Origin of the sequence: Sphingomonas sp., assembly GCF_035490575.1 — a bacterium.
Lineage (GTDB): Bacteria > Pseudomonadota > Alphaproteobacteria > Sphingomonadales > Sphingomonadaceae > Sphingomonas.
Window position 1 is genome coordinate 1 of sequence record NZ_DATJLI010000137.1, and the last position, 20,499, is coordinate 20,499.

The 20,499-nt window shown below is 67.1% G+C and carries 17 protein-coding genes; 11 read left to right on the plus strand and 6 right to left on the minus strand.

What is annotated here, in order from left to right; genetic code table 11:
• A partial coding sequence (locus tag VL973_RS10170; RefSeq protein ID WP_325283907.1) for an alpha/beta hydrolase occupies positions 1-696 on the minus strand: 696 nt, incomplete at its 3' end.
• Positions 697-849: 153 nt separating this feature from the next.
• Between VL973_RS10170 and VL973_RS10175 the strand changes: the two genes are divergently transcribed.
• The 8 genes from VL973_RS10175 to VL973_RS10210 all read left to right on the plus strand — a co-directional run bounded on the left by VL973_RS10175 (position 850) and on the right by VL973_RS10210 (position 8,944).
• Positions 850-3,333 (plus strand): circularly permuted type 2 ATP-grasp protein, encoded by a 2,484-nt coding sequence (locus VL973_RS10175; RefSeq protein WP_325283908.1) that lies wholly within the window; start codon positions 850-852, stop codon positions 3,331-3,333.
• Positions 3,334-3,338: 5 nt separating this feature from the next.
• Complete coding sequence (locus VL973_RS10180; protein WP_325283923.1) at positions 3,339-4,217, plus strand: transglutaminase family protein; 879 nt, start codon at positions 3,339-3,341, stop codon at positions 4,215-4,217.
• 69 nt (positions 4,218-4,286) lie between these two features.
• The gene (locus VL973_RS10185) at positions 4,287-5,207 is read left to right on the plus strand and encodes a J domain-containing protein (protein ID WP_325283909.1); all 921 of its coding nucleotides are present in this window, start codon (positions 4,287-4,289) and stop codon (positions 5,205-5,207) included.
• A gap of 8 nt (positions 5,208-5,215) precedes the next feature.
• Complete coding sequence (locus tag VL973_RS10190; RefSeq protein WP_325283910.1) at positions 5,216-6,166, plus strand: YihY/virulence factor BrkB family protein; 951 nt, start codon at positions 5,216-5,218, stop codon at positions 6,164-6,166.
• Positions 6,163-6,966 carry an enoyl-ACP reductase FabI gene (fabI, locus tag VL973_RS10195; RefSeq protein WP_325283911.1) on the plus strand — a complete coding sequence of 268 codons (804 nt, stop codon included), beginning with the start codon at positions 6,163-6,165 and terminating at the stop codon, positions 6,964-6,966. The genes VL973_RS10190 and fabI overlap by 4 nt, the downstream gene beginning before the upstream one ends.
• A gap of 12 nt (positions 6,967-6,978) precedes the next feature.
• Positions 6,979-7,491 carry a GNAT family N-acetyltransferase gene (locus VL973_RS10200; protein ID WP_325283912.1) on the plus strand — a complete coding sequence of 171 codons (513 nt, stop codon included), beginning with the start codon at positions 6,979-6,981 and terminating at the stop codon, positions 7,489-7,491.
• A complete protein-coding gene (aroC, locus tag VL973_RS10205) occupies positions 7,488-8,555 on the plus strand; it encodes a chorismate synthase (RefSeq protein WP_325283913.1) in 1,068 nt (355 codons plus the stop codon). The genes VL973_RS10200 and aroC overlap by 4 nt, the downstream gene beginning before the upstream one ends.
• 119 nt (positions 8,556-8,674) lie before the next feature.
• Entirely contained in the window at positions 8,675-8,944 is a 270-nt protein-coding gene (locus tag VL973_RS10210) for a hypothetical protein (protein ID WP_325283914.1), read from the plus strand.
• Between the two features lie 53 nt (positions 8,945-8,997).
• Here VL973_RS10210 and VL973_RS10215 read toward each other — a convergent pair whose 3' ends face one another.
• Together VL973_RS10215 and VL973_RS10220 are read right to left on the minus strand one after the other, a co-directional pair.
• On the minus strand, positions 8,998-10,287 hold the full coding sequence (locus VL973_RS10215; RefSeq protein WP_325283915.1) for an adenylosuccinate synthase: 1,290 nt from the start codon (positions 10,285-10,287) through the stop codon (positions 8,998-9,000).
• 75 nt (positions 10,288-10,362) lie between these two features.
• Entirely contained in the window at positions 10,363-13,755 is a 3,393-nt protein-coding gene (locus tag VL973_RS10220) for a PAS domain-containing protein (protein WP_325283916.1), read from the minus strand.
• A gap of 110 nt (positions 13,756-13,865) precedes the next feature.
• Between VL973_RS10220 and VL973_RS10225 the strand changes: the two genes are divergently transcribed.
• Positions 13,866-14,873 carry a fumarylacetoacetate hydrolase family protein gene (locus VL973_RS10225; RefSeq protein ID WP_325283917.1) on the plus strand — a complete coding sequence of 336 codons (1,008 nt, stop codon included), beginning with the start codon at positions 13,866-13,868 and terminating at the stop codon, positions 14,871-14,873.
• Here the strand turns inward: VL973_RS10225 and ygfZ are convergent.
• Positions 14,870-15,616, minus strand: coding sequence for a CAF17-like 4Fe-4S cluster assembly/insertion protein YgfZ (gene ygfZ / locus VL973_RS10230; protein ID WP_325283918.1), 747 nt, complete (start codon positions 15,614-15,616; stop codon positions 14,870-14,872). The two genes, VL973_RS10225 and ygfZ, sit on opposite strands and share 4 nt — an antisense overlap.
• 44 nt (positions 15,617-15,660) lie before the next feature.
• On the opposite strand from ygfZ, the gene VL973_RS10235 reads away from it, so the two are divergent.
• A complete protein-coding gene (locus VL973_RS10235) occupies positions 15,661-16,983 on the plus strand; it encodes a dihydroorotase (RefSeq protein ID WP_325283919.1) in 1,323 nt (440 codons plus the stop codon).
• Positions 16,984-16,998: 15 nt separating this feature from the next.
• Here the strand turns inward: VL973_RS10235 and VL973_RS10240 are convergent, their stop codons facing one another.
• Positions 16,999-17,451, minus strand: a complete 453-nt coding sequence (locus VL973_RS10240; protein WP_325283920.1) for a nuclear transport factor 2 family protein — start codon at positions 17,449-17,451, stop codon at positions 16,999-17,001.
• 135 nt (positions 17,452-17,586) lie between these two features.
• Between VL973_RS10240 and uvrB the strand changes: the two genes are divergently transcribed.
• The gene (gene uvrB / locus VL973_RS10245) at positions 17,587-19,776 is read left to right on the plus strand and encodes an excinuclease ABC subunit UvrB (protein WP_325283921.1); all 2,190 of its coding nucleotides are present in this window, start codon (positions 17,587-17,589) and stop codon (positions 19,774-19,776) included.
• 20 nt (positions 19,777-19,796) lie between these two features.
• Here uvrB and VL973_RS10250 read toward each other — a convergent pair.
• Positions 19,797-20,499 (minus strand): MFS transporter (locus VL973_RS10250; protein ID WP_325283922.1); only part of this gene is annotated, 703 nt, incomplete at its 5' end.

Here is a 20,499-nt window from a genome sequence, read left to right on the forward strand (position 1 = left end):
CACGTCGACGGTGCCGAACGAGCCGTAAATCGGGCCGATAAAGGCGGGCTTCGTATCGGGCGCGGTCAGCGCGGTCGCCATCGTCGTGCCAGCACCCGCCGAAAAGCCGATCATGCCGACGCGCGCCGGATCGACGCGCCATTCGGCGCTGCGCTGGCGGATCAGGGCGAATGCGGCGCGCGCATCCTCCACCCACGGCGCGACCTGTCCGGCGGGCGGTGCGGCGCGGGGCGACGGGGTGGAGCGCGCGGCACCGGCGAACATCGCGTCCATCGCCTGTTTGAACGCTTCGGTGCCCTCAGGCGTCGGGCGGGTGCGGTATTTCAGGACAAAGGCGGCGATCCCGCGATCGGCCAGCGCCTGCGCCACGCGCCAGCCCTCATTTTCCATCGACAGAAACAGGAAACCGCCGCCGGGCGCGACGATCACCGCCGTGCCGTTCGCCTTGGCCGGATCGGGCAGGAAGGGCGTCAGCGTCGCTTCGGTAACGTTGCGGGTGAACGCGGTGCCATATTGGCGGAACCAGCTTTCGCGGGCCGCCGACCCTTCGACCCCCTTGGTGCCCAGCGGAATCGCATTCGGTTCGGCCGGGGCGGTTATGGGGACGATCGCGGCGTCCTGTGCCCGAACCGGGGCGGCGAACAGCGCGGCGGCGATGATAGCGTTACCAGCGATAAGCCAGCCCGGATTTTTCATGACGTGTCCCTCTCCCGATATCCGAAGTGCCCGCGATTGCCGCGGGTCATGGTTGGCCCATGCTGCCGTTCGCCGCGCCGGACGGCAAGCCCATTGCGCGCGCCTTCGCTTTCGCGGAAAGGAAGGATACGCAGCGTAAGCGGGGGAATGCAGATGGCAAGTCGGACCGCGAGCTTGTTCGACGCCGCTGTGGTCGCCGATCGCTGGATCGCCGACTATCGCGCCGCACGGCTGCGCGGCGATGTGATGGCCGACGCTGCCGACGACGGCGCGTGGCGTGCCCTGTTCGAGGAACTGGCGAGCAATGTCGGCGAATCGCTGGAGGACGCGCTCGACCGCGCACAGCGGCAGGCCGACGATATCGGCACCGGATTCCGCGTGGCGGGCGACAGCGATGAGCGGCCCTGGCCCCTCTCCCCCGTGCCGCTGCTGATCGACAGCGATGAATGGGCGGGCATCCGCGCGGGCGTGGTGCAGCGCGCCGAATTGCTCGAGATGATTGTCGCCGACCTCTATGGTCCCGCCCGGCTGGTCGCGCAGGGACTGATCCCGGCGGCGGTGGTGACGGGCAGCCCCTATTTCCTGCGGCCGATGCAAGGACTGGTGCCGCCGGGCGGTCATCACCTGAACGTTGTGGCGGTCGACCTGTGCCGCGGGCCGACGGGTGAGTGGCGGGTGATGGCGGATCATCTGCGCGGCCCCGTGGGTGCGGGTTATGCGCTGGAGAACCGGCTGGCGATTGCGCGGACGATGGGTGGGTTGCAGGCGCGGCTGAATGTCGAGCGGCACGCGCCGTTTTTCGCCAGCCTGCGCGACGGACTGGCGGCAGCCTGCGCGCGCGCGGAGCCGCGCATCGGGCTGCTGACGCCGGGCCGGCTGAACCAGAGCTATGCCGAACAGGCGCATCTGGCCCGCTATCTGGGCTTCCTGCTGGTCGAGGGCGCCGATCTGGCGGTAATCGAGGATCGGCTTTACGTTCGCACCATTGCCGGGCTGAAGCGCGTGGATGCGCTGTGGCGGCGGACCGACCCGACATTGCTCGACCCGCTGGCGTTCGATTCGACATCGGCGATCGGCGTCCCCGGCCTGATCGACGCGATGGCGGCGGGCAATGTCGTGGTCGCTAACGCGCCGGGCGCCGCCGTGCTCGAATCGCCGGCGCTGGCGGCCTTCCTGCCCGGCTTGTGCACGCGCCTGACGGGCGAGGGGCTGTCGCTGCCCAATATCGCCACCTGGTGGTGCGGCCAGCCGCGCGACGCCGCGCTGGTGGTCGATGAACTGGCGAGCATGACGATCGCGCCCGCATTCGGCGTGGCGACGCGGGCGCTGCCCGATGGGCGGCCGGTGGTCGGGGCCGACCTGTCGGATGCGGACCGGGCGGCGCTGCTGGCCGACATTGAACGGCGGCCGCAGGATTATGTCGGGCAGGAAGTCGTGCACCTGTCGACCATGCCCGTCGTTATCGACCGCGAACTGACGCCGCGCCCCTTTACGCTGCGCGTCTTTGCCGCGCGCGATCCACGGGGCGGCTGGAGCGTGCTGCCGGGCGGTTTTGCGCGCATCGGGGAGGGCGCCGATCCGCGCATGACCGCGATCGGGGAGGGTGAATGGTCCGCCGACGTGATCGTCCATGGCGCCGATGCGGTCGATCCGGTCTCGCTGCTGCCCGCCGTCGATTCGCTGCACCTGCGCCGCAATCCGGGCACCTTGCCCAGTCGCGCGGCGGACAATCTGTTCTGGCTGGGCCGTTATCTTGAACGGGGCGAAGCGCTGCTGGGCCTGATCCGCGTGCTGCTGGGTCATTCGATCACCGCCGATGCGGGCGCGTCGCTGGCCCCGGCCACGGTGCAGCGGATCGCGGCGATGCTGGCGTCGCTGGGGGCCGCACCGGCGCCCGTCAGCCACCGCCGCCCCGACCTGGTCGCCATGGCGCGCACCGCGCTGGAGAGCGTGGAGACCGGCTGGTATTCGGTGCGCGGCGTCAACCGGCAGGCGCGCGGGCTGGGCCGGGTCAGCCGCGACCGGTTGTCGGCCGACATGATCCGGCTGCTCGATGCGCCGCACCCGACGCGTGGCGGCGTGCTCGACCGGGCAGGGTCGCTCCAGCGGCGCTATGCCGCGCTGGCGGGATTGTCGGCCGAGCATATGGGCCGCACCGATGGCTGGCGTTTTCACGACCTTGGCCGCCGCATCGAACGCGCGGCCAAGACAGTGCAGGCGATTCGCGCCTTCGGCATCGAGGCGTCGAGCGCCGATGACCTGTCGGTGCTGCTCGACTTGGCAGACAGCCAGATCAGCTATCGCCAGCGCTACCTGACCGGCGTGGCGCGGATCGCGGTGATCGATCTGGTCGCGCTCGATCCCGGCAATCCGCGCGGGCTGGCGTTTCAGGCGGCGCGCATCGCCGAACATCTGGCGGCGCTGCCGGTGCTGAAGGACGACGGGCTGGCCGAACCGCAGCAGCGCGTGGCCGCCGAACTGAGCGCGATGCTGGCGACTGCCGATGCCGCGATCATGGACGGCGATGCGCTGTGTGCGATCGAGGGGCGGCTGTTCGCGCTGGCCGATGCGGTGGCGCGTCGATATTTCCTGCAAGGTGCCGAACCGCTGCGCGCGGGCGGGCTGGTGCTGGCATGACCGAAATGCGCTATGCCATCCGCCATGTGACCCGGTTCGATTATGCCGATCCGGTGGCGTTCGCGCGTTGTAACCTCAGGCTCCAGCCGATCGACTGGCCGGGGCAGCGCGTGGTCGATTATACGCTCAACATCCACCCCGGCGGTCGCACCGCGCCGGCGCGCGCGCAGGCCGGGCTGGCGCACGTAACGCGGCTGGTGGTCGACCAGCCGACGCTTGCGCTGACGATCGAAAGCCTGGCGCACATCGTCGTCGACCGCGCGATCCCGATGCCGTCGCCCGACGACCCGACGGTGGCCGATGTCGCGCGGCTTGCGCGCCAGAGCCGCGACCTGTCGCCATTGTCGCCCGCCGCCTATCTCTATCCCAGCCCGCGTATCCCGGTGAATGAAGCGATCGCGCGCTGGTGTGCGGAGGATCTGGCGCCCGCGCGCGGCGCACTGGAAGCTGGCATTGCGCTGGCCCGGCGCATCCAGCGCGAGTTCGATTTCGATCCCGCCGCCACCCTGGTCGACACGCCCCCGGCAGAGGCATTCGCCAAGCGCGGCGGCGTGTGTCAGGATTTCGCCCAGATCATGCTGTGCGGCCTGCGCGCGGCCGGTATTCCGGGGGCCTATGCCTCGGGCTATCTCCGCACCCTGCCGCCACCGGGGGAGGCGCGGCTGGTGGGGGCCGATGCCACGCACGCCTGGGTGCTGATCTGGTGCGGGCCGGACCATGGCTGGGTCGGGGTCGATCCGACCAACGGCATCTGGATGGCCGCCGATCATGTCATCGTCGCCATCGGCCGCGATTATGGCGATATCGCCCCGATCGACGGCGTGGTGCTGGGATCGGGCGCACAGGACATGCATGTCTCGGTCGATGTCGCGCCGCAGGACTGACGCCCGGCGATTGCCATCGCGGCCCGCGCGGCCCATCTAGCGGGCGAATATTGTTCAACGGGGAATCAAGTGGCCGATCCTTATGCAACCCTCGGCGTGTCGCGCGGCGCGGGCGAGGACGAGATCAAGAAAGCCTATCGCAAGCTGGCGAAGGAACTGCACCCCGACCGCAACCGCGACAATCCCAAGGCGGCGGAGCGGTTCTCGCTCGTCACCAACGCGTATGACCTGCTGTCCGACAAGGACAAGCGCGCCCGGTTCGACCGGGGGGAGATCGACGGCGACGGCAACCCGACCGCGCCGTTCGGCTTCGGGCGTGGCGCAGGCGGCGGGGGCGGCGGCTTCCGGCCCGATTACGGCAATGACGGCGGCGATTTCGGTGACATTTTCGAAGGATTGTTCGGCGGCGCCCGCGCGGGCGGTGGCGGCGGCTTTGCCAGCGGGTTCGGGCGGCGACAGGCGCCAAAAGGCGCAAATGTCGCCTACCGCGTCGTCGTGCCGTTCGTCGACGCGGTGACGCTGGCGCCGCAGCGCCTGAGCCTGCCCGACGGCACCACGATCGAGGTCAAGCTGCCCGCGGGTGTCGATACCGGCACCCAGATGCGCCTGGCCGGCAAGGGACAGCCTGGCCCCGGCGGCAATGGCGATGCGATGGTGACGATCGAGGTTCAGCCGCACGCCTTTTTCCGGCGCGAGGGCGATGACGTCCGCCTCGACCTGCCCGTCAGCCTCGCGGAAGCGGTGCTGGGCGGCGATGTGCGCGTGCCCACCCCCGACGGCACCGTCAGCCTGAAGGTGCCGCGTGGCACCAGTTCGGGCAAGACGCTGCGCGTGCGCGGGCGCGGTTTTCACCGCAAGGACGGGACGCGCGGCGACCTGATGGTCACGTTGATGATCGACGTGCCCGCCGATGATGACGCGCTGGTTGCCTTTGTCGAGGCATGGGGTGGCGCACACAAGGGGAACCCGCGCGGCCGCCTTGGCGTCTGACCGATTGCATGACCATCGAACCCCATGACCTGACGCCCGAAGGGCGCGCCAAGCAGGGCGTGGTGCGTCGCCATCTGGCGTCGCTGGGCATTGGCGAGCGTGCGCTGGAAGTGATGAAGCGCACCGCTATCGGCACTTACACCACCGGCTTCACCCATGCTGGGAACCTGGCCTATCTGTCGATCCTGACGCTGTTTCCCTTTTTCATCGTCGCGGCGTCGATCGCGCGGGTGTTCGGGCGCACTGGCGACGGCGTGCGCGCGCTCGACGCGTTCTTGCGAACGGTGCCGCCCGACGTCGCCGAGGTGTTGCAGAAACCGATTGCCGACGTGCTGGCGGCGCGGGCAGGCAATCTGGTGTGGCTGGGCGTGATCGTCGGCCTGTGGACCACCGCCAGCTTTATCGAGACGGTGCGCGGCGTGCTGCGCGAGGCTTATGGCGTCACTATGTCCCGTCCCTTCTGGGAATATCGGCTGGGGTCGATCGGGCTGATTATCGCATCGGTGCTGCTGGTGCTGATCGCGTTCAGCCTTCAGGTGGTGCTGACCGGGGCGGAGGCGTTCATCGTCCGGCTGCTGCCCTTTGCCGGTGACGTGGCGCAACTGGTGTCGATCAGCCGCATTGCTCCGGCCGTCGCGCTGTTCGGAGCGATCTATATGCTGTTCTACACGCTGACGCCCGCGCGCTGGCGCTGGTCGAAATGTCCCAAATGGCCGGGCGCGCTGCTGGTCTCGATCTGGTGGATCGCCACCACGGCATTGTTGCCGGTGGTGCTGGGCGGTCTGGGCAATTACGATCTGACCTATGGCAGCCTGGCCGGGGTGATGATCGCACTTATTTTCTTTTTCATTATCGGGCTTGGACTGGTCGTCGGCGCCGAATTGAACGCCGCACTGGCGGAACTGCCCGAAAACGGGCTAGAGGCCGCCGACGTCCAGAAGGAGGATATGGCGTCGTGAGCGGATTGATGCAGGGCAAGCGTGGACTCGTGATGGGTCTGGCGAACGATCGTTCGCTCGCCTGGGGCATTGCCAAGCAACTGGCGGACCAGGGCGCCGAGCTGGCGTTCAGCCATCAGGGGGAGGCGCTGGCGCGTCGCGTGAAGCCACTGGCCGAACAGCTCGGCTCGGATTTCACCTTCGACTGCGATGTTGCCGACATGGCCTCGCTCGACGCCGCGTTCGAAACGCTGCGGTCGCGGTGGGAGACGATCGATTTCGTCGTCCACGCCATCGGCTTTTCGGACAAGAACGAGCTGCGCGGTCGATATTACGACACCAGTCTCGACAATTTCCTGATGACGATGAACATCAGCGTCTATTCGTTCACTGCCGTGGCGCAGCGTGCGCGGGCGATGATGCCCAATGGCGGGTCTCTGCTGACGCTGACCTATTACGGGTCGGAAAAGGTCGTGCCGCATTACAATGTGATGGGCGTGGCGAAATCGGCGCTCGACACGTCGGTCAAATATCTGGCCGCCGACCTGGGGCCGGAAAACATCCGTGTGAACGCGATTTCCGCCGGGCCGATCCGGACGCTGGCGGCATCGGGCATCGGCGATTTCCGGTATATCCTGAAATGGAATGAGTTGAACTCGCCATTGCGCCGCAACGTGACGATCGAGGATGTCGGCGGTGCGGGTCTGTATCTGCTGTCCGACCTGGCGTCGGGCGTGACGGGCGAGATTCACCATGTCGACGGCGGTTACAACGTGATCGGCATGAAGGCCGAGGACGCGCCCGACATCGCGCTGTCCTGACGCGCCGCGACGATGGACATCCACCCCGCCCGGCCACAGGACGTGCCCGCGCTGGACAGCCTGCTCCGCACCAGCTTTAACAGTGTGGCGGAGGCCGATCTGGTGCGTCGCCTGTGCATCGACGGCGACATGGTGCTGACGATGATCGCACGCGATCCCGATATGGTCGGCGCGGCGGTGTTCAGCCGGATGGCCGTGGCGGTGAACGGCGCGGCCATTCCCGCTGTTGCGCTGGCGCCGCTGGCGGTTGCCGGGCCATGGCGGCGGCAGGGCGTGGGGGAAGCGCTGGTCGCGGCGGGGCATGACGCGCTGGCGCGGGCGGGATGGGTGCTCAGCTTCGTGCTGGGCGATCCGGCTTATTATGGGCGCTTCGGCTATGCGGTCGATTGGGCTAGGGGTTTCGAAAGCCCCTATGCCGGCGATTATCTGATGGCCATGCCGCTACAGGCCGCCGGAATGCCGTGCGGCGTGCGCGGCGCGGCCACCCATGCGCCGGCGTTCGCCGCGCTTTCGGAGGATGCATGAGCTTCAACAGTTTCGGCCGGGTCTTTCGCTTCACGACCTGGGGGGAAAGCCATGGACCGGCCATCGGCGCGGTCGTCGATGGCTGCCCGCCGGGGCTGACGCTGAGCGAAGCCGACATCCAGCCGTTTCTGGATGCGCGCCGCCCCGGCACCAGCCGCTTCACGACGCAGCGGCGGGAGCCGGACGCCGTCCGCATCCTGTCGGGCGTGTTCGACGGGCGCACGACGGGCACGCCGATCAGCCTGATGATCGAAAATGTCGATCAGCGGTCCAAGGATTATTCGGAGGTTGCCAAGGCCTATCGCCCTGGCCACGCCGATTATGCCTATGACGCCAAATACGGCTTTCGCGATTATCGCGGCGGCGGACGGTCGTCGGCGCGCGAAACCGCCAGCCGGGTCGCGGCGGCCGCGGTCGCGCGGGCGGTCATTCCCGAAGTGACGATCCGCGCATGGGTCGAATCGATCGGCGGTGACGCCATCGACCCGGCCCGCTTCGATGCCGAGGAAATCGCGCGCAATCCGTTCTGGTGCCCCGATCCGGTCGCGGCAGCCCGCTGGGAGGGGCTGGTCGACGGCGCAAGGAAAGCCGGGTCGTCGCTGGGTGCGGTGGTGGCGGCAGAGGCGACGGGCGTCCCCGCCGGCTGGGGCGCGCCGCTTTATGCCAAGCTCGACAGCGAACTGGCCGCCGCGATCATGTCGATCAACGCGGTCAAGGGCGTCGAGATCGGCGACGGGTTCGACGCCGCGCGGTTGACGGGAGAGCAGAATGCCGACCCGATGCGTCCCGGTCAGGGCGCGCCCGATTTCCTCGCCAACCATGCGGGCGGGATTGCGGGCGGCATTTCGACAGGCCAGCCGGTCCGCCTGCGCTGCGCGTTCAAGCCGACCAGCTCGATCCTGACGCCGGTGGAAACCATAACGCGTGACGGCGAAGCAGCCGAGATCGCGACCCGCGGACGCCATGACCCATGCGTCGGCATCCGCGGCGTGCCGGTGGTGGAGGCGATGCTGGCGCTGGTTCTGGCCGATCAGAAGCTGCTTCACCGCGCCCAATGCGGTTGAGCGGCGCCAAATAAGGCAACAATCGGGCGAATGGATGCTAAACGTCGTTCAGTTGAGCGGCCTTTTGGTGAGAACGGGCGTTTAATAGCTGCAAGTTCGCAAGAGGAAAGGTAGTTCCAATGCGTAATAAAGCTATTCTCGCCATGACCCTGATGCTTGGCTCGACTGCTGCCGTCGCACAGATGACCCCGCAGACGACGCCCCAGACGCCGCCTGATACGATGCAGGCACCGGCGCCGGGACAGACGATGCCGGACCAGACCATGCCTGATTCCACGGCGCCCGATGGCACGGTCGATGACGGCATGAACGATCCGGCGACGACGACGGAGCCGACCGCGCCGGATGAAACCACCGAACCAACCGACGACACGCCGCCGCAGGGCTAATTGTCGGTGACTGAACAGCGGCCCCGCATCGTGTATGCGGGGCCGTTTTCATATCAGTCGGCGAAGGGATCGCGAACCAGGATCGTGTCCTCCCGCTCCGGGCTGGTCGATACCAGCGCGACCGGGCAGCGGATCAGTTCTTCGATCCGGCGAATATATTTAATGGCCTGTGCCGGCAGTTCGGCCCAGCTGCGCGCGCCTGCGGTCGTCTGCGACCAGCCTTCCATCGTTTCATAGATCGGCTCCACGCGCGCCTGATCGGCGGCATGGGCGGGATAATGGTCGAGCTGGGTATCGCCCAGGCGATAGCCGGTGCAGATCTTCACCTCATCAAAGCCGTCCAGCACGTCCAGCTTAGTGAGGGCGATTCCGGTGATGCCGCTGACCGCCGCCGATTGCCGCACCAGCACGGCGTCGAACCAGCCGCAGCGACGCTTGCGGCCGGTGACGGTGCCGAATTCGTGCCCGCGAACGCCCAGCCGCTCGCCGGTTTCGTCTTCCAGTTCGGTGGGGAAGGGACCAGAGCCGACCCGCGTCGTATAGGCCTTGGCGATACCCAGCACGAAACCGACCGCCCCCGGACCGAGGCCCGAACCCCCCGCCGCCGTGCCCGCGATGGTGTTGGAGGACGTGACGAACGGATAGGTGCCATGGTCGATGTCGAGCAGCACGCCCTGCGCGCCTTCGAACAGGATGCGCTTGCCGCCCGCGCGTGCTTCGTTCAGCATCCGCCACACCGGTGCGGCGAAAGGCAGCACGAAACCGGCGATGCCGCGCAGTTCGGCGATCAGGGCATCGCGATCGACCGGCGTCTCGCCGAACCCAGCGCGCAGCGCATCATGATGCGCGCTCAGCCGGTCGAGCTGCGGACCCAGATCGTCGAGATGCGCCAGATCGCATACACGGATCGCGCGGCGGCCCACCTTGTCTTCATAGGCCGGGCCGATGCCACGCCGGGTCGTGCCGATCTTGCCCGCGCCGCTGGCATCCTCCCGCAAGCCGTCCAGATCGCGATGGAAAGGCAGGATCAGCGTGCAGGTTTCGGCGATCATCAGCGTGTCGGGCGTGACGGTCACGCCCTGTTCGCGCAGCCGCTCCACTTCCGCCTTCAGTGCCCAGGGGTCGAGCACGACGCCGTTGCCGATCACGCTGGGCGTGCCGCGCACGATGCCCGAGGGCAGCAGCGACAGCTTATAGACCTTTTCACCGACAACCAGCGTGTGCCCGGCATTGTGCCCGCCCTGAAAGCGGACCACCACATCGGCGCGCTCCGCCAGCCAGTCGACGATCTTGCCCTTGCCCTCGTCACCCCATTGGGCGCCGATCACCGCCACATTCGCCACGCCTGTTCCTCGATACTGGAAAAAATGCGGCCCCGCCCTATCGCCGGGTGACGGTCCCGTCCACCCGTGCCGCCGTTATGTGTCCAGCGCCTGGCGGACATGGCGGCCCAGTTGGGCCAGATTAAATGGCTTGGGCAACAGCGGCGGCCCCCCCGGCTCCACCACGACGCCCTGTTCGCGGGTATAGCCGCTGGTGAACAGGACGCGCAGACCCGGCACCCGCGCACGGGCATGGTCGGCCAGTTCGCGGCCGGTCATTTCCGGCATCACCATGTCGGTGAACAACAGGTCGGGGCGCAACCCGTCCTCGATCAGCGCTAGCGCGTCCGGGCCGTTGCGCGCATATTCGACGCGGTAGCCCAGTTCGCCCAGCGCTTCGGTCGAAAAGGCGCGCACGCGTTCCTCGTCCTCGACCACCAGCACCAGTTCGCCCGTGCGCGCGCCAATCCCGCTGTCGTCGCCGCTGGCGGTGTCGGGGGTGGTCGCATCGGTCAGGTCGGCGGGCGCGCAGGGCAGATACACATGCACTGCCGTGCCCTTGTTCGGCGTCGAATCGATGCGGACATGGCCGCCCGACTGCCGGACGAAGCCAAAGACCTGGCTGAGGCCCAGGCCCGTGCCCTTGCCGACACCCTTGGTCGTAAAAAACGGCTCGAACGCGCGGCGCACCACATCGGGCGGCATTCCCGCGCCGGTATCGGAAACGCACAGGCAGATGAAGTCGCCGGGCGTCACGCCGAACCGCCCGGCCTCGTCGCCATCGACGCGCTGCTGACTGGTTTCGATCGACAGCACCCCGCCGGTCGGCATCGCGTCGCGTGCGTTGACCGCCAGGTTCAGGACGACATTCTCCAACTGGCTGGGATCGGCGATCGCGTCGCGCAGGCCCCCGCCAAGTCGGGTTTCGACCCGGATATCGTCGCCGATTGTGCGCGCCAGCAATTCGATCATGCCGTTGACCATCGCATCGACATTGATCGCGCGCGGCGCCAGCGGGGTCTGCCGGGCAAAGGCCAGCAGGCGCTGGGTCAGTCCCGCAGCGCGGGTCGCGCCGTCACGCGCGGCGGTGACATAGCGCCCGATGTCGGTCGACCCCTGCGCCAGGCGCCGCTCCAGCAGGTCGAGCGCGCCGATGACGACGGCCAGCATGTTGTTGAAATCATGCGCGATGCCCCCGGTCAACTGGCCCACCGCCTCCATCTTCTGCGCCTGGCGCAGTTGTTCCTCGGCCGCCATGAGCTGATCGGTGCGTTCGGCAACCGCACGTTCCAGATCTTCGCGCGAGCGTGATAGCACTTCGCGTGCGTCGACGACGTGCTGAATGTCGGTGATCGTGCCGAACCAGCGCGTGATGTGGCCCTCCTCGTCACGCACCGCGCTGCCGCGCCCCTGCACCCAGCGATAGGCACCGCTGGGCGCGTGGAACATGCGGAACTCCGCTTCATATGATGACCCGCTTTTAACGGATCGCGCCCATAGCGACAGCGTTTGACGGCGATCGTCAGGGTGCACCAGCGCGCTCCAGCGCTCGCCATTGACCTGTCCGGCCGGGCTGCCGGTAAAGTCATGCCAGCGGGCGTTGGTGTAGTCGATCTGTCCGTCGGGCCGGGCCGCCCAGACCATGTGGTCGATCGAATCGGTGATCGCGCGGAACTGCGCCTCGCTGTCGCGCAGGGCCGCGACCGCGACCGCGCGTTCGACCGCGTCCCAGGAGATTTCGGCCACCGCCTCGACAAAGGCGACTTCCTCGCTGGTCCAGGGACGCGGATCGGCCTGGTTGACATAGAAGGTGGCGGTCCAGTGGCCGTGGCGCAGCAGCGGCACGCCGATCGCGGCACCGGCCAGACGGGCGATCGCCGTTCCGTCCAGCGCCGGGTCCGCGCGCGAATCGGCGGCGACCACGCTGCGCCCGGCGCGATACCGCTCGATCGAGGTCTGCCCCAGGTCGGACGCGGCCAGCGTGCCTTTCAGCACCGGCAACCGGCCATTGGTCCAGCACGGTCCCATTTCCGCGGTGCCATCGCCGTCAAGGCGGTAGAAACCCACCCGGTCGAGCTTCATCCGCCGGCCGAGCGCCGCGGCGGTGAAGCGCATGATCGCGTGCGGGGTATCGAGCGAGCGCTGGCGTTCGGCCAGCGCATAGATAAACGCCTGACTCTCGTTCGCGGCGCGCAGTTCCTCGGCGGTGGCGCGGGCCGCTTCCTCGGCGGCCTTGCGCGTGGTGATGTCAAAGGTGACGCCCGGAAAACGCACCATCGCGCCGTTTTCGCCACGCAGCGCCCGGCCCTGCGCCGCGACCCAGCGGATGCTGCCATCGGGTTGGACCAGCCGATATTCCTCGGCAAAGGACGCGCCGGTCATCAGCGTCTGTTCGATCGCATCACGCACGCGCGGGCTGTCTTCGGTGTGGATCGCGGCGAAGAAGTTTTCCAGCGGCGCGCCGCGTTCAGGCGCTTCATGTTCCGCCCCATACAGGCTGGCGAAGCGCGCATCGGTCGTGACGCGATCGTTGACCACGTCCCAGTCCCACACGCCGACACCCTGCGCCGCTTCCAGCGCCAGTTTCAGCCGCGCCTCGCTCTCCTCCAGCGCGCGTTCGGCCGATGCACGGTCAGTGACGTCGGTCGCTTCGACGAAGATGCGGTTGACGCTGCCATCGGCGTCGTGGATCGGTTGATAGACATAATCGATCACCCGCTCTTCCAGCGGCATCGTTCCGCCACGCGCCAGCAGGATGCGCGCGCCCCATGCGCGATAGGTCTTGCCCGTCGACCGGACATTGTCGAGCAATTCGACAAAGCCCTGTCCGCCCACTTCGGGCAATGCCTGTTCGATCGTCTTGCCGATGATGTCGCGGCGGCCGACCAGCTCGTGATAGCTGTCATTGGCCATTTCGAAGCGATATTCGGGGCCGGACAGCAAAGCGACGGCGCCCGGCGATTGCTGGAAGAGTTCGGTCAGGCGCTCGATTTCGGCGCGCTGTTGACGCTCGGCCAGAACGAATCGCGTGGTTTCGTTGCCCTGGTTCAGGATACCCGCGACCTTGCCATATTCGTCGCGGATCGGCGTGCCCGAGTAATTCCAGTAGGTCTCTGTCGCCTCGCCGCCACGGCGCATCATCAGCAACTGGTCATAGCTGCTGAACGAGGTGCCGTCGCGCAGGACCGAAGCAAACTGCGGTCCCACCACGTCCCAGATGTCCGACCACACCTCTGCCCCCGGACGGCCCAGCGCCCATGGGTGTCGTTCGACCGGGATGACCGACCAGGCATCGTTGTAGAGCAGGTGATGCGCCGGTCCCCAGTAGATCGCCATCGGAAAGGCGGAGGCCAGACAAATGTTCAGGCTGAAGCGCAGCGCCTGGGGCCAGGTATCGGGGGTGCCAAGCGGGTGCCCGCGCCAATCCTTTTCGCGGATGCGCGCTGCCATCTCCCCCGGATGGTCCAGAAAGCCTAGCCCCGAATGCATCGGAAATTGCGATGCGGGGGGAGCGGGGCGGTTGTCAATCGAAACCGCCGGTTGCTCGACAATGGCACGCAAGGGACTATGCAAGTGTCAGAGGATGCGGAGGGAATGCAATGAAACTGGCGAGTCTCAAACAGGGTCGCGACGGGCGTCTGGTGGTCGTGTCGAACGATCTCGCCTGGTATGCCGATGCCTCGCATATCGCACCGACGATGCAGGCCGCGCTGGACGAATGGGACCGGATCGCACCCGACCTGGCGAACCTTGCCACCGACCTTGAGCATGAGGCGATCCCGCGCGAGCGATTCCACGAACGCGACGCCGCGTCGCCGCTGCCGCGCGCTTATCAATGGGCCGACGGGTCAGCCTATGTGAACCACGTCGCGCTGGTTCGGCAGGCCCGCGGGGCGGAAATGCCCGACAGCTTCTGGCACGACCCGCTGATGTATCAGGGTGGATCGGACGGTTTTCTGGCCCCGCGCGACCCGATCCCGCTGAAGGACGAAAGCTGGGGCTGCGACCTTGAGGCCGAAGTGGTGGTGGTGACGGGCGACGTGCCGATGGGCGCCAGCCGGGATGAGGCACTGGCGGCGATCCGGCTGATCGGCTTGACCAACGACGTGTCGCTGCGCGGCCTGATCCCCGGCGAGCTGGCCAAGGGGTTCGGCTTTTTCCAGTCGAAGCCGGCCAGTGCCTTTTCCCCCGTGTTCGTCACACCCGATGCGCTGGGCGAATGGTGGCGGGACGGCAAGCTGGATCGCCGGGTCAATGTCGACCTGAACGGACAGGCGTTCGGCCGGGCGCAGGCGGCGGAGGACATGACCTTCGATTTCGGCACGCTGATCGCCCATGCTGCCAAATCGCGTGCGCTGGGGGCGGGGACGATCATCGGGTCGGGCACCGTATCCAACCGCGACGAAAATGGCGGGCCTGGCCGCCCGGTGGCGGATGGCGGCGTCGGTTATTCCTGCATCGCCGAAATCCGCACGGTCGAGACCATTCAGGGCGGGGCCGCCAGGACGCCGTTCCTGAAACCCGGCGACACCGTCCGCATCTGGGCCGAGGACGATCGCCACCACAGCATTTTCGGCGCGATCGAGCAGACGGTGGTCACGGCCTAATCGACGTCGGCGCTGGCGTCCGCCGCCAGTGCCGCCGCCAGCCATTCGGGCATCAGCGCATCGCCCAGCGCCTCGACCCGCGCATGTTCGACCATCAGGCCCAGTTCGGGATAGGTCGCGCGGGTGCGTGGTCCGGCGTCGGCCAGCGGCTTGACCACCAGTCGCCGGTTCACCTTCGATCGGTGATGCATCCGCGCGGTGTTTTCCTGTCCGACGAAGCAGCCCTTGGTAAAGCTGACGCCGTTCAGCTCACGCGCATTGCATTCCAGCCACAAAGTCTCGCCATCGCCCAGTTCGGCCACACCCTCGGTCACGCCCAGCGACAGGCGATGTGTGCGCCACGCCGCACTCGCGTCGCCACCTGGCTCCGCTGACAGCCAGCGATGGCCGAGGGCGGGCAGCCGCGGGTCGGCGGGCTGGTCGGCCACGCGCGGGGACCAGTGGATGAACAGCCTCGGCTCAGGCGCAATGGTGATCGCGCGACGCAGGCGATAGAGCGTCAGGCGCTTGGCCAGCGCCTCCACCCGCTCGGCCTCGGCATCGACCAGCACATCGTCGCCGTCCGTCCATAGCAGAAAATCGAACAGCGCCTTGCCCTGCGGCGACAGCAAAGCCGTCCATAATGGCTGGGCAGGCGTCAGTTCACGCAGGTCATGCGTGACCAGCCCCTGAAGGAAACCGCGAACGTCGTCGCCCGACAGGCGGATGAGCGCGCGATCGGCGAGATGGGTGGCATCGTCCATGCCAAGGACGTAAGGGTTCGCCATCACCAGCGAAAGAGGCGGACATGGCATTTGATCTGAAGCTCAGCGGCGGCACGGTCCACTTGCCCGGCGGTCCGGCACAGGTCGATGTGTTCGTCACCGATGGCCGCATCGCCGCGATCGGCGGGGCGGGCGATGCGGGCGAGACGATCGACGTCACCGGTCTCGACGTGCTGCCCGGCGTCATCGACAGCCAGGTCCATTTTCGTGAGCCGGGGCTGGAGCACAAGGAAGACCTGGAAACGGGCAGCGTCGCCGCCGTGAAGGGCGGCGTGACGGCGGTGTTCGAAATGCCGAACACCAATCCCAATACCGACAATGAAGCCGCAATCACCGACAAGCTGACGCGCGCGCGCCGCATGTGGTGCGACCATGCCTTCTACGTCGGCGCGACCGGCCAGAATGCCGAGGAACTGCGCGCGCTGGAACGGATGCCGGGCACGGCGGGCGTCAAGATTTTCATGGGGTCATCGACCGGCAACCTGCTGGTGGCGGAGGATGAGGCGCTGGCCCGCGTGCTGGCCTGCGGCACCCGCCGCGTCGCCATCCATGCCGAGGACGAGGCGCGCATGAACGAACGCGCTGCCGAATATCGCATCGACGGCGATCCGTCCTCGCACCCCGTCTGGCGCGACGACGAAAGCGCGATGATCGCCACCAGGCGCATCCTGCGGCTGGCGCGGGAGGCGAAGCGGCGCATCCATGTGCTGCACATTTCCACCCCCGCCGAACTGGAATTGCTGGCCCGGCACAAGGACATCGCAACGTGCGAAGTCACGCCCCAGCACCTGACGCTGGCGGGTGAGGAGGCTTATGCCAGGATCGGCACCTATGCCCAGATGAACCCGCCGGTCCGCTCCGCCGCGCACCGCGACGGACTGTGGCACTGGATGGCGCAGGGGGTGCCCGATGTGATCGGTTCGGATCACGCGCCGCACACGGTCGAGGAAAAGTCGCGTCCCTATCCCGCCAGCCCCAGCGGCATGCCCGGCGTGCAGACGCTGTTGCCGCTGATGCTGAACCATGTGGCGGAGGGACGGCTGACGCTCCAGCGGCTGATCGACCTGACCAGCGCGGGACCGCAGCGGATTTTCGGGCTGGTGGGCAAGGGGCGGATCGCGCCTGGCTATGACGCCGACTTCACCGTGGTCGACCTCAAACGCCGCTGGACGGTGACGGGCGACTGGCTGGCGTCACGCTGCGGCTGGTCGCCGTTTGAGGGTTGGGAGCTGACCGGCAAGCCGATCGGCACCATCATCCGGGGCCGCACCGCGATGTGGGATGACCAGTTGGTCGGCGCCGCACAGGGTGCGCCGATCCGCTTCGAGGCCACCGAGTTCGGTTAAGTCGCGCCGCGCGCGTCAGTCGCCGCCGCGTTCGCGCACCGCGTCGAATGCGGACAGATCGAGAAACGCGGTCACTCTGGCAATGCGTCCGTCGCGCATCGTCAGGAACCAGGCATATCGGTTGCGATAGGTGCCGCCGCCTTTCAGCGGGGCGGTGGCGCTGAACCGCACCACCACCTGATCGCCGTTTGCCACCACCGTTTGCAGTGACGGGAGCAGCGGGGCGGCCAGCGCCGCGTTGAACGGCTCCAGCAGCGCATCGAACGACTGGCGGTCATAAGTGCCCGCCGAAGGACCGCTCCCTTCGATGGTCCACCGGAAGTCCGGCGCGAGCAGGTCGAAGATCGAACGCCGCCCCGCGCGCCAGTCGGCGAACGCCGTGCGGACGATCGCGGCGTTGCGGGTGTCGGCAGGTGCGTGGGCTTGCAGGGCGACGATGGCGGGCGGGGGCGGGGCGATGATCGGCATATCGCCACGATAAGTGCCGCCGGGTGCGCGGGGATAGCATGATGCTGTCCATGCCTTGCCCGATCATCCGTTGAATGATCCGCATCGCCGCCGCCGACCATTGCCCCGTCCCCCTTTCGTTCGCATATTCGCTCCATGGCGATCGAGATCCGCACCAATCTGGCCGAACCCGATACCGGGCAGAGCTTTGTCCCCCACCGGCCCGCACGCCCGCCCAAGGCGGAAGGGGGGCGTGCGTTCAAGTTGGTCAGCGAATATGAGCCGTCGGGCGATCAGCCGACAGCGATCCGTGAACTGGTCGATGCCGCGCTTGCGGGCGAACGCGATCAGGTGCTGCTGGGTGTCACGGGTTCGGGCAAGACCTTTACCATGGCCAAGGTGGTGGAGGCGTTGCAGCGCCCCGCATTGGTGCTGGCGCCGAACAAGATCCTCGCCGCGCAGCTCTATGGCGAGTTCAAGTCGTTCTTTCCCGAAAACGCCGTCGAATATTTCGTCAGCTATTACGATTATTACCAGCCGGAGGCCTATGTCCCCCGGTCGGATACCTATATCGAGAAGGAAAGCTCGATCAACGAAGCCATCGACCGGATGCGCCATTCGGCCACCCGGTCGCTGCTGGAGCGCGACGACGTGCTGATCGTCGCATCGGTTTCGTGCCTTTACGGTATCGGTTCGGTCGAAACCTATTCAGCGATGATCTTCGACCTGAAAAAGGGCGAGACGCAGGACCAGCGCGAAATCATCCGCAAGCTGGTGGCGCTGCAATACAAGCGCAACGACGCCGCGTTCCAGCGCGGCGCCTTTCGCGTGCGCGGCGACAGCCTGGAGGTGTTTCCGTCGCATTATGAGGATACGGCCTGGCGCATCAGCTTCTTCGGTGACGAGATCGAGGAGATCACCGAGTTCGATCCGCTGACGGGATCGAAGGTCGCCAATCTCAATTCGATCCGCATCTATGCCAACAGCCATTATGTGACGCCCGGCCCGACACTGAAACAGGCGACGCACGCGATCCGTCACGAGCTTGAGGAACGGTTGAAGGAACTACAGATCGAGGGGCGGCTGCTGGAGGCGCAGCGGCTGGAACAGCGCACCAATTTCGACCTCGAGATGATCGCCGCCACCGGCAGTTGCAACGGGATCGAGAATTACAGCCGCTTCCTGACCGGCCGCCTGCCGGGTGAACCGCCGCCGACCTTGTTCGAATACCTCCCCGAAAACGCGCTGCTGTTCGTCGATGAAAGCCACCAGACGATCGGTCAGATCAACGGCATGTCGCGCGGCGACCACCGGCGAAAGATCACGCTGGCCGAATATGGCTTCCGCCTGCCCTCGGCCATCGACAACCGGCCGCTTCGCTTCAACGAATGGGACGCGATGCGCCCACAGACGGTGTGCGTGTCGGCGACGCCGGGCGGCTGGGAAATGGAGCAGACGGGCGGCGTGTTCGTCGAGCAGGTGATCCGCCCCACGGGCCTGATCGACCCGCCGGTCGAGATCAAGCCGGTCGAGGAACAGGTGCAGGATCTGATCGTGGAGGCGCGCAAGACCACCGAACTCGGCTATCGCACGCTTGTCACCACGCTGACCAAGCGGATGGCGGAGGATCTGACCGAATATATGCACGAAGCGGGCATCAAGGTCCGCTACATGCACTCCGACGTCGAGACGCTGGAGCGGATCGAGCTGATCCGCGACCTTCGCATGGGGGTGTATGACGTGCTGATCGGCATCAACCTGCTGCGGGAAGGACTGGACATTCCCGAATGCGGGCTGGTCGCCATTCTGGACGCCGACAAGGAAGGGTTCCTGCGTTCCGAAACCTCGTTGATCCAGACCATCGGCCGCGCCGCGCGCAACGTCGACGGGCGCGTCATCCTCTATGCCGACCGCATCACCGGCAGCATGGAGCGCGCGCTGAACGAAACCGGCCGCCGCCGCGAAAAGCAGGAAGCGTATAACCGCGAGCACGGCATCACGCCGCAGACGATCAAGCGCAACATCGGCGACATCATCTCGCACGTCTCGCAAAAGGATCAGGTGACGGTCGAGATCGACGCCGACCGGCCGCACATGGTCGGCCACAACCTGCGCGCTTATATCGAGGATCTCGAAAAGAAGATGCGAAAGGCCGCCGCCGACCTGGAGTTCGAGGAAGCCGGCCGCCTGCGCGACGAAATCCGCGGGCTGGAGGCGGAAGAACTCGGCCTGCCCGACCACGAGAAAAAGGCCCCGATCATGGGCCGCAGCAACGAGGGCAAGCCGGGGACGCGCAAGACGCGATATGGCAAGGTGCAGAAGAAATGGGGCGGGGCGAAGCCGTAGGGTGCGCGCGCGTATAGCCGCTACGCCGCGCGCTGATCCCACCAATCCCGCCGCAGCGGCTTGATCGCCAGCGCCATCAGCCCCGCCGCCACCAGATAAAAACCCAGCGCCAGGAACGCGGCCCAGCGCAGCGCGTCGTCGCCCATCGACGCGGTCATCGCGTCCGACATCGCGCCCATGATCCATGAGCCGAGGCCCAGGCCGATCAGGTTGTTGATGAGCAGGAACGACGCGCTGGCGGTCGCGCGCATCGGTGGCGGGACCAGGCCCTGCACCGCCGTCGTCACCGGGCCGAGCCACAGGATGTTGAGACCGTTGGGGATCAGGAAAAACGCCCAGGCAAGGATCGGCGAGCCCGACGCCATCAGCCCCGCGCCGAACAATGGCACCGTGACCAACCACGCGATCATCGGCAACCGGGCATAGGCACCCTTGTCCGCGCCGCCCAGCCGGTCCGCCATCACGCCGCCCAGCAACACCCCCGCGCTGCCGCCGATCAGCAGTGTCGAGCCGATATAGAGCGCCGCCGTGAACAGGTCGAAACCGAAGCTGCGGATCAGCACCGACGGCATCCAATAGGCCAGGCCATAACCGCACATCGAGCTGAACCCGGCGGCAAAGCCCATCAGCCAGAAACTGGGCTTGCGCGCCAGTATCGCGAACACCCGGCCCACGGGCACGCGCTCGGGCGTCGCGGGGACTGGCTCGCTCATCCCGCGCGCG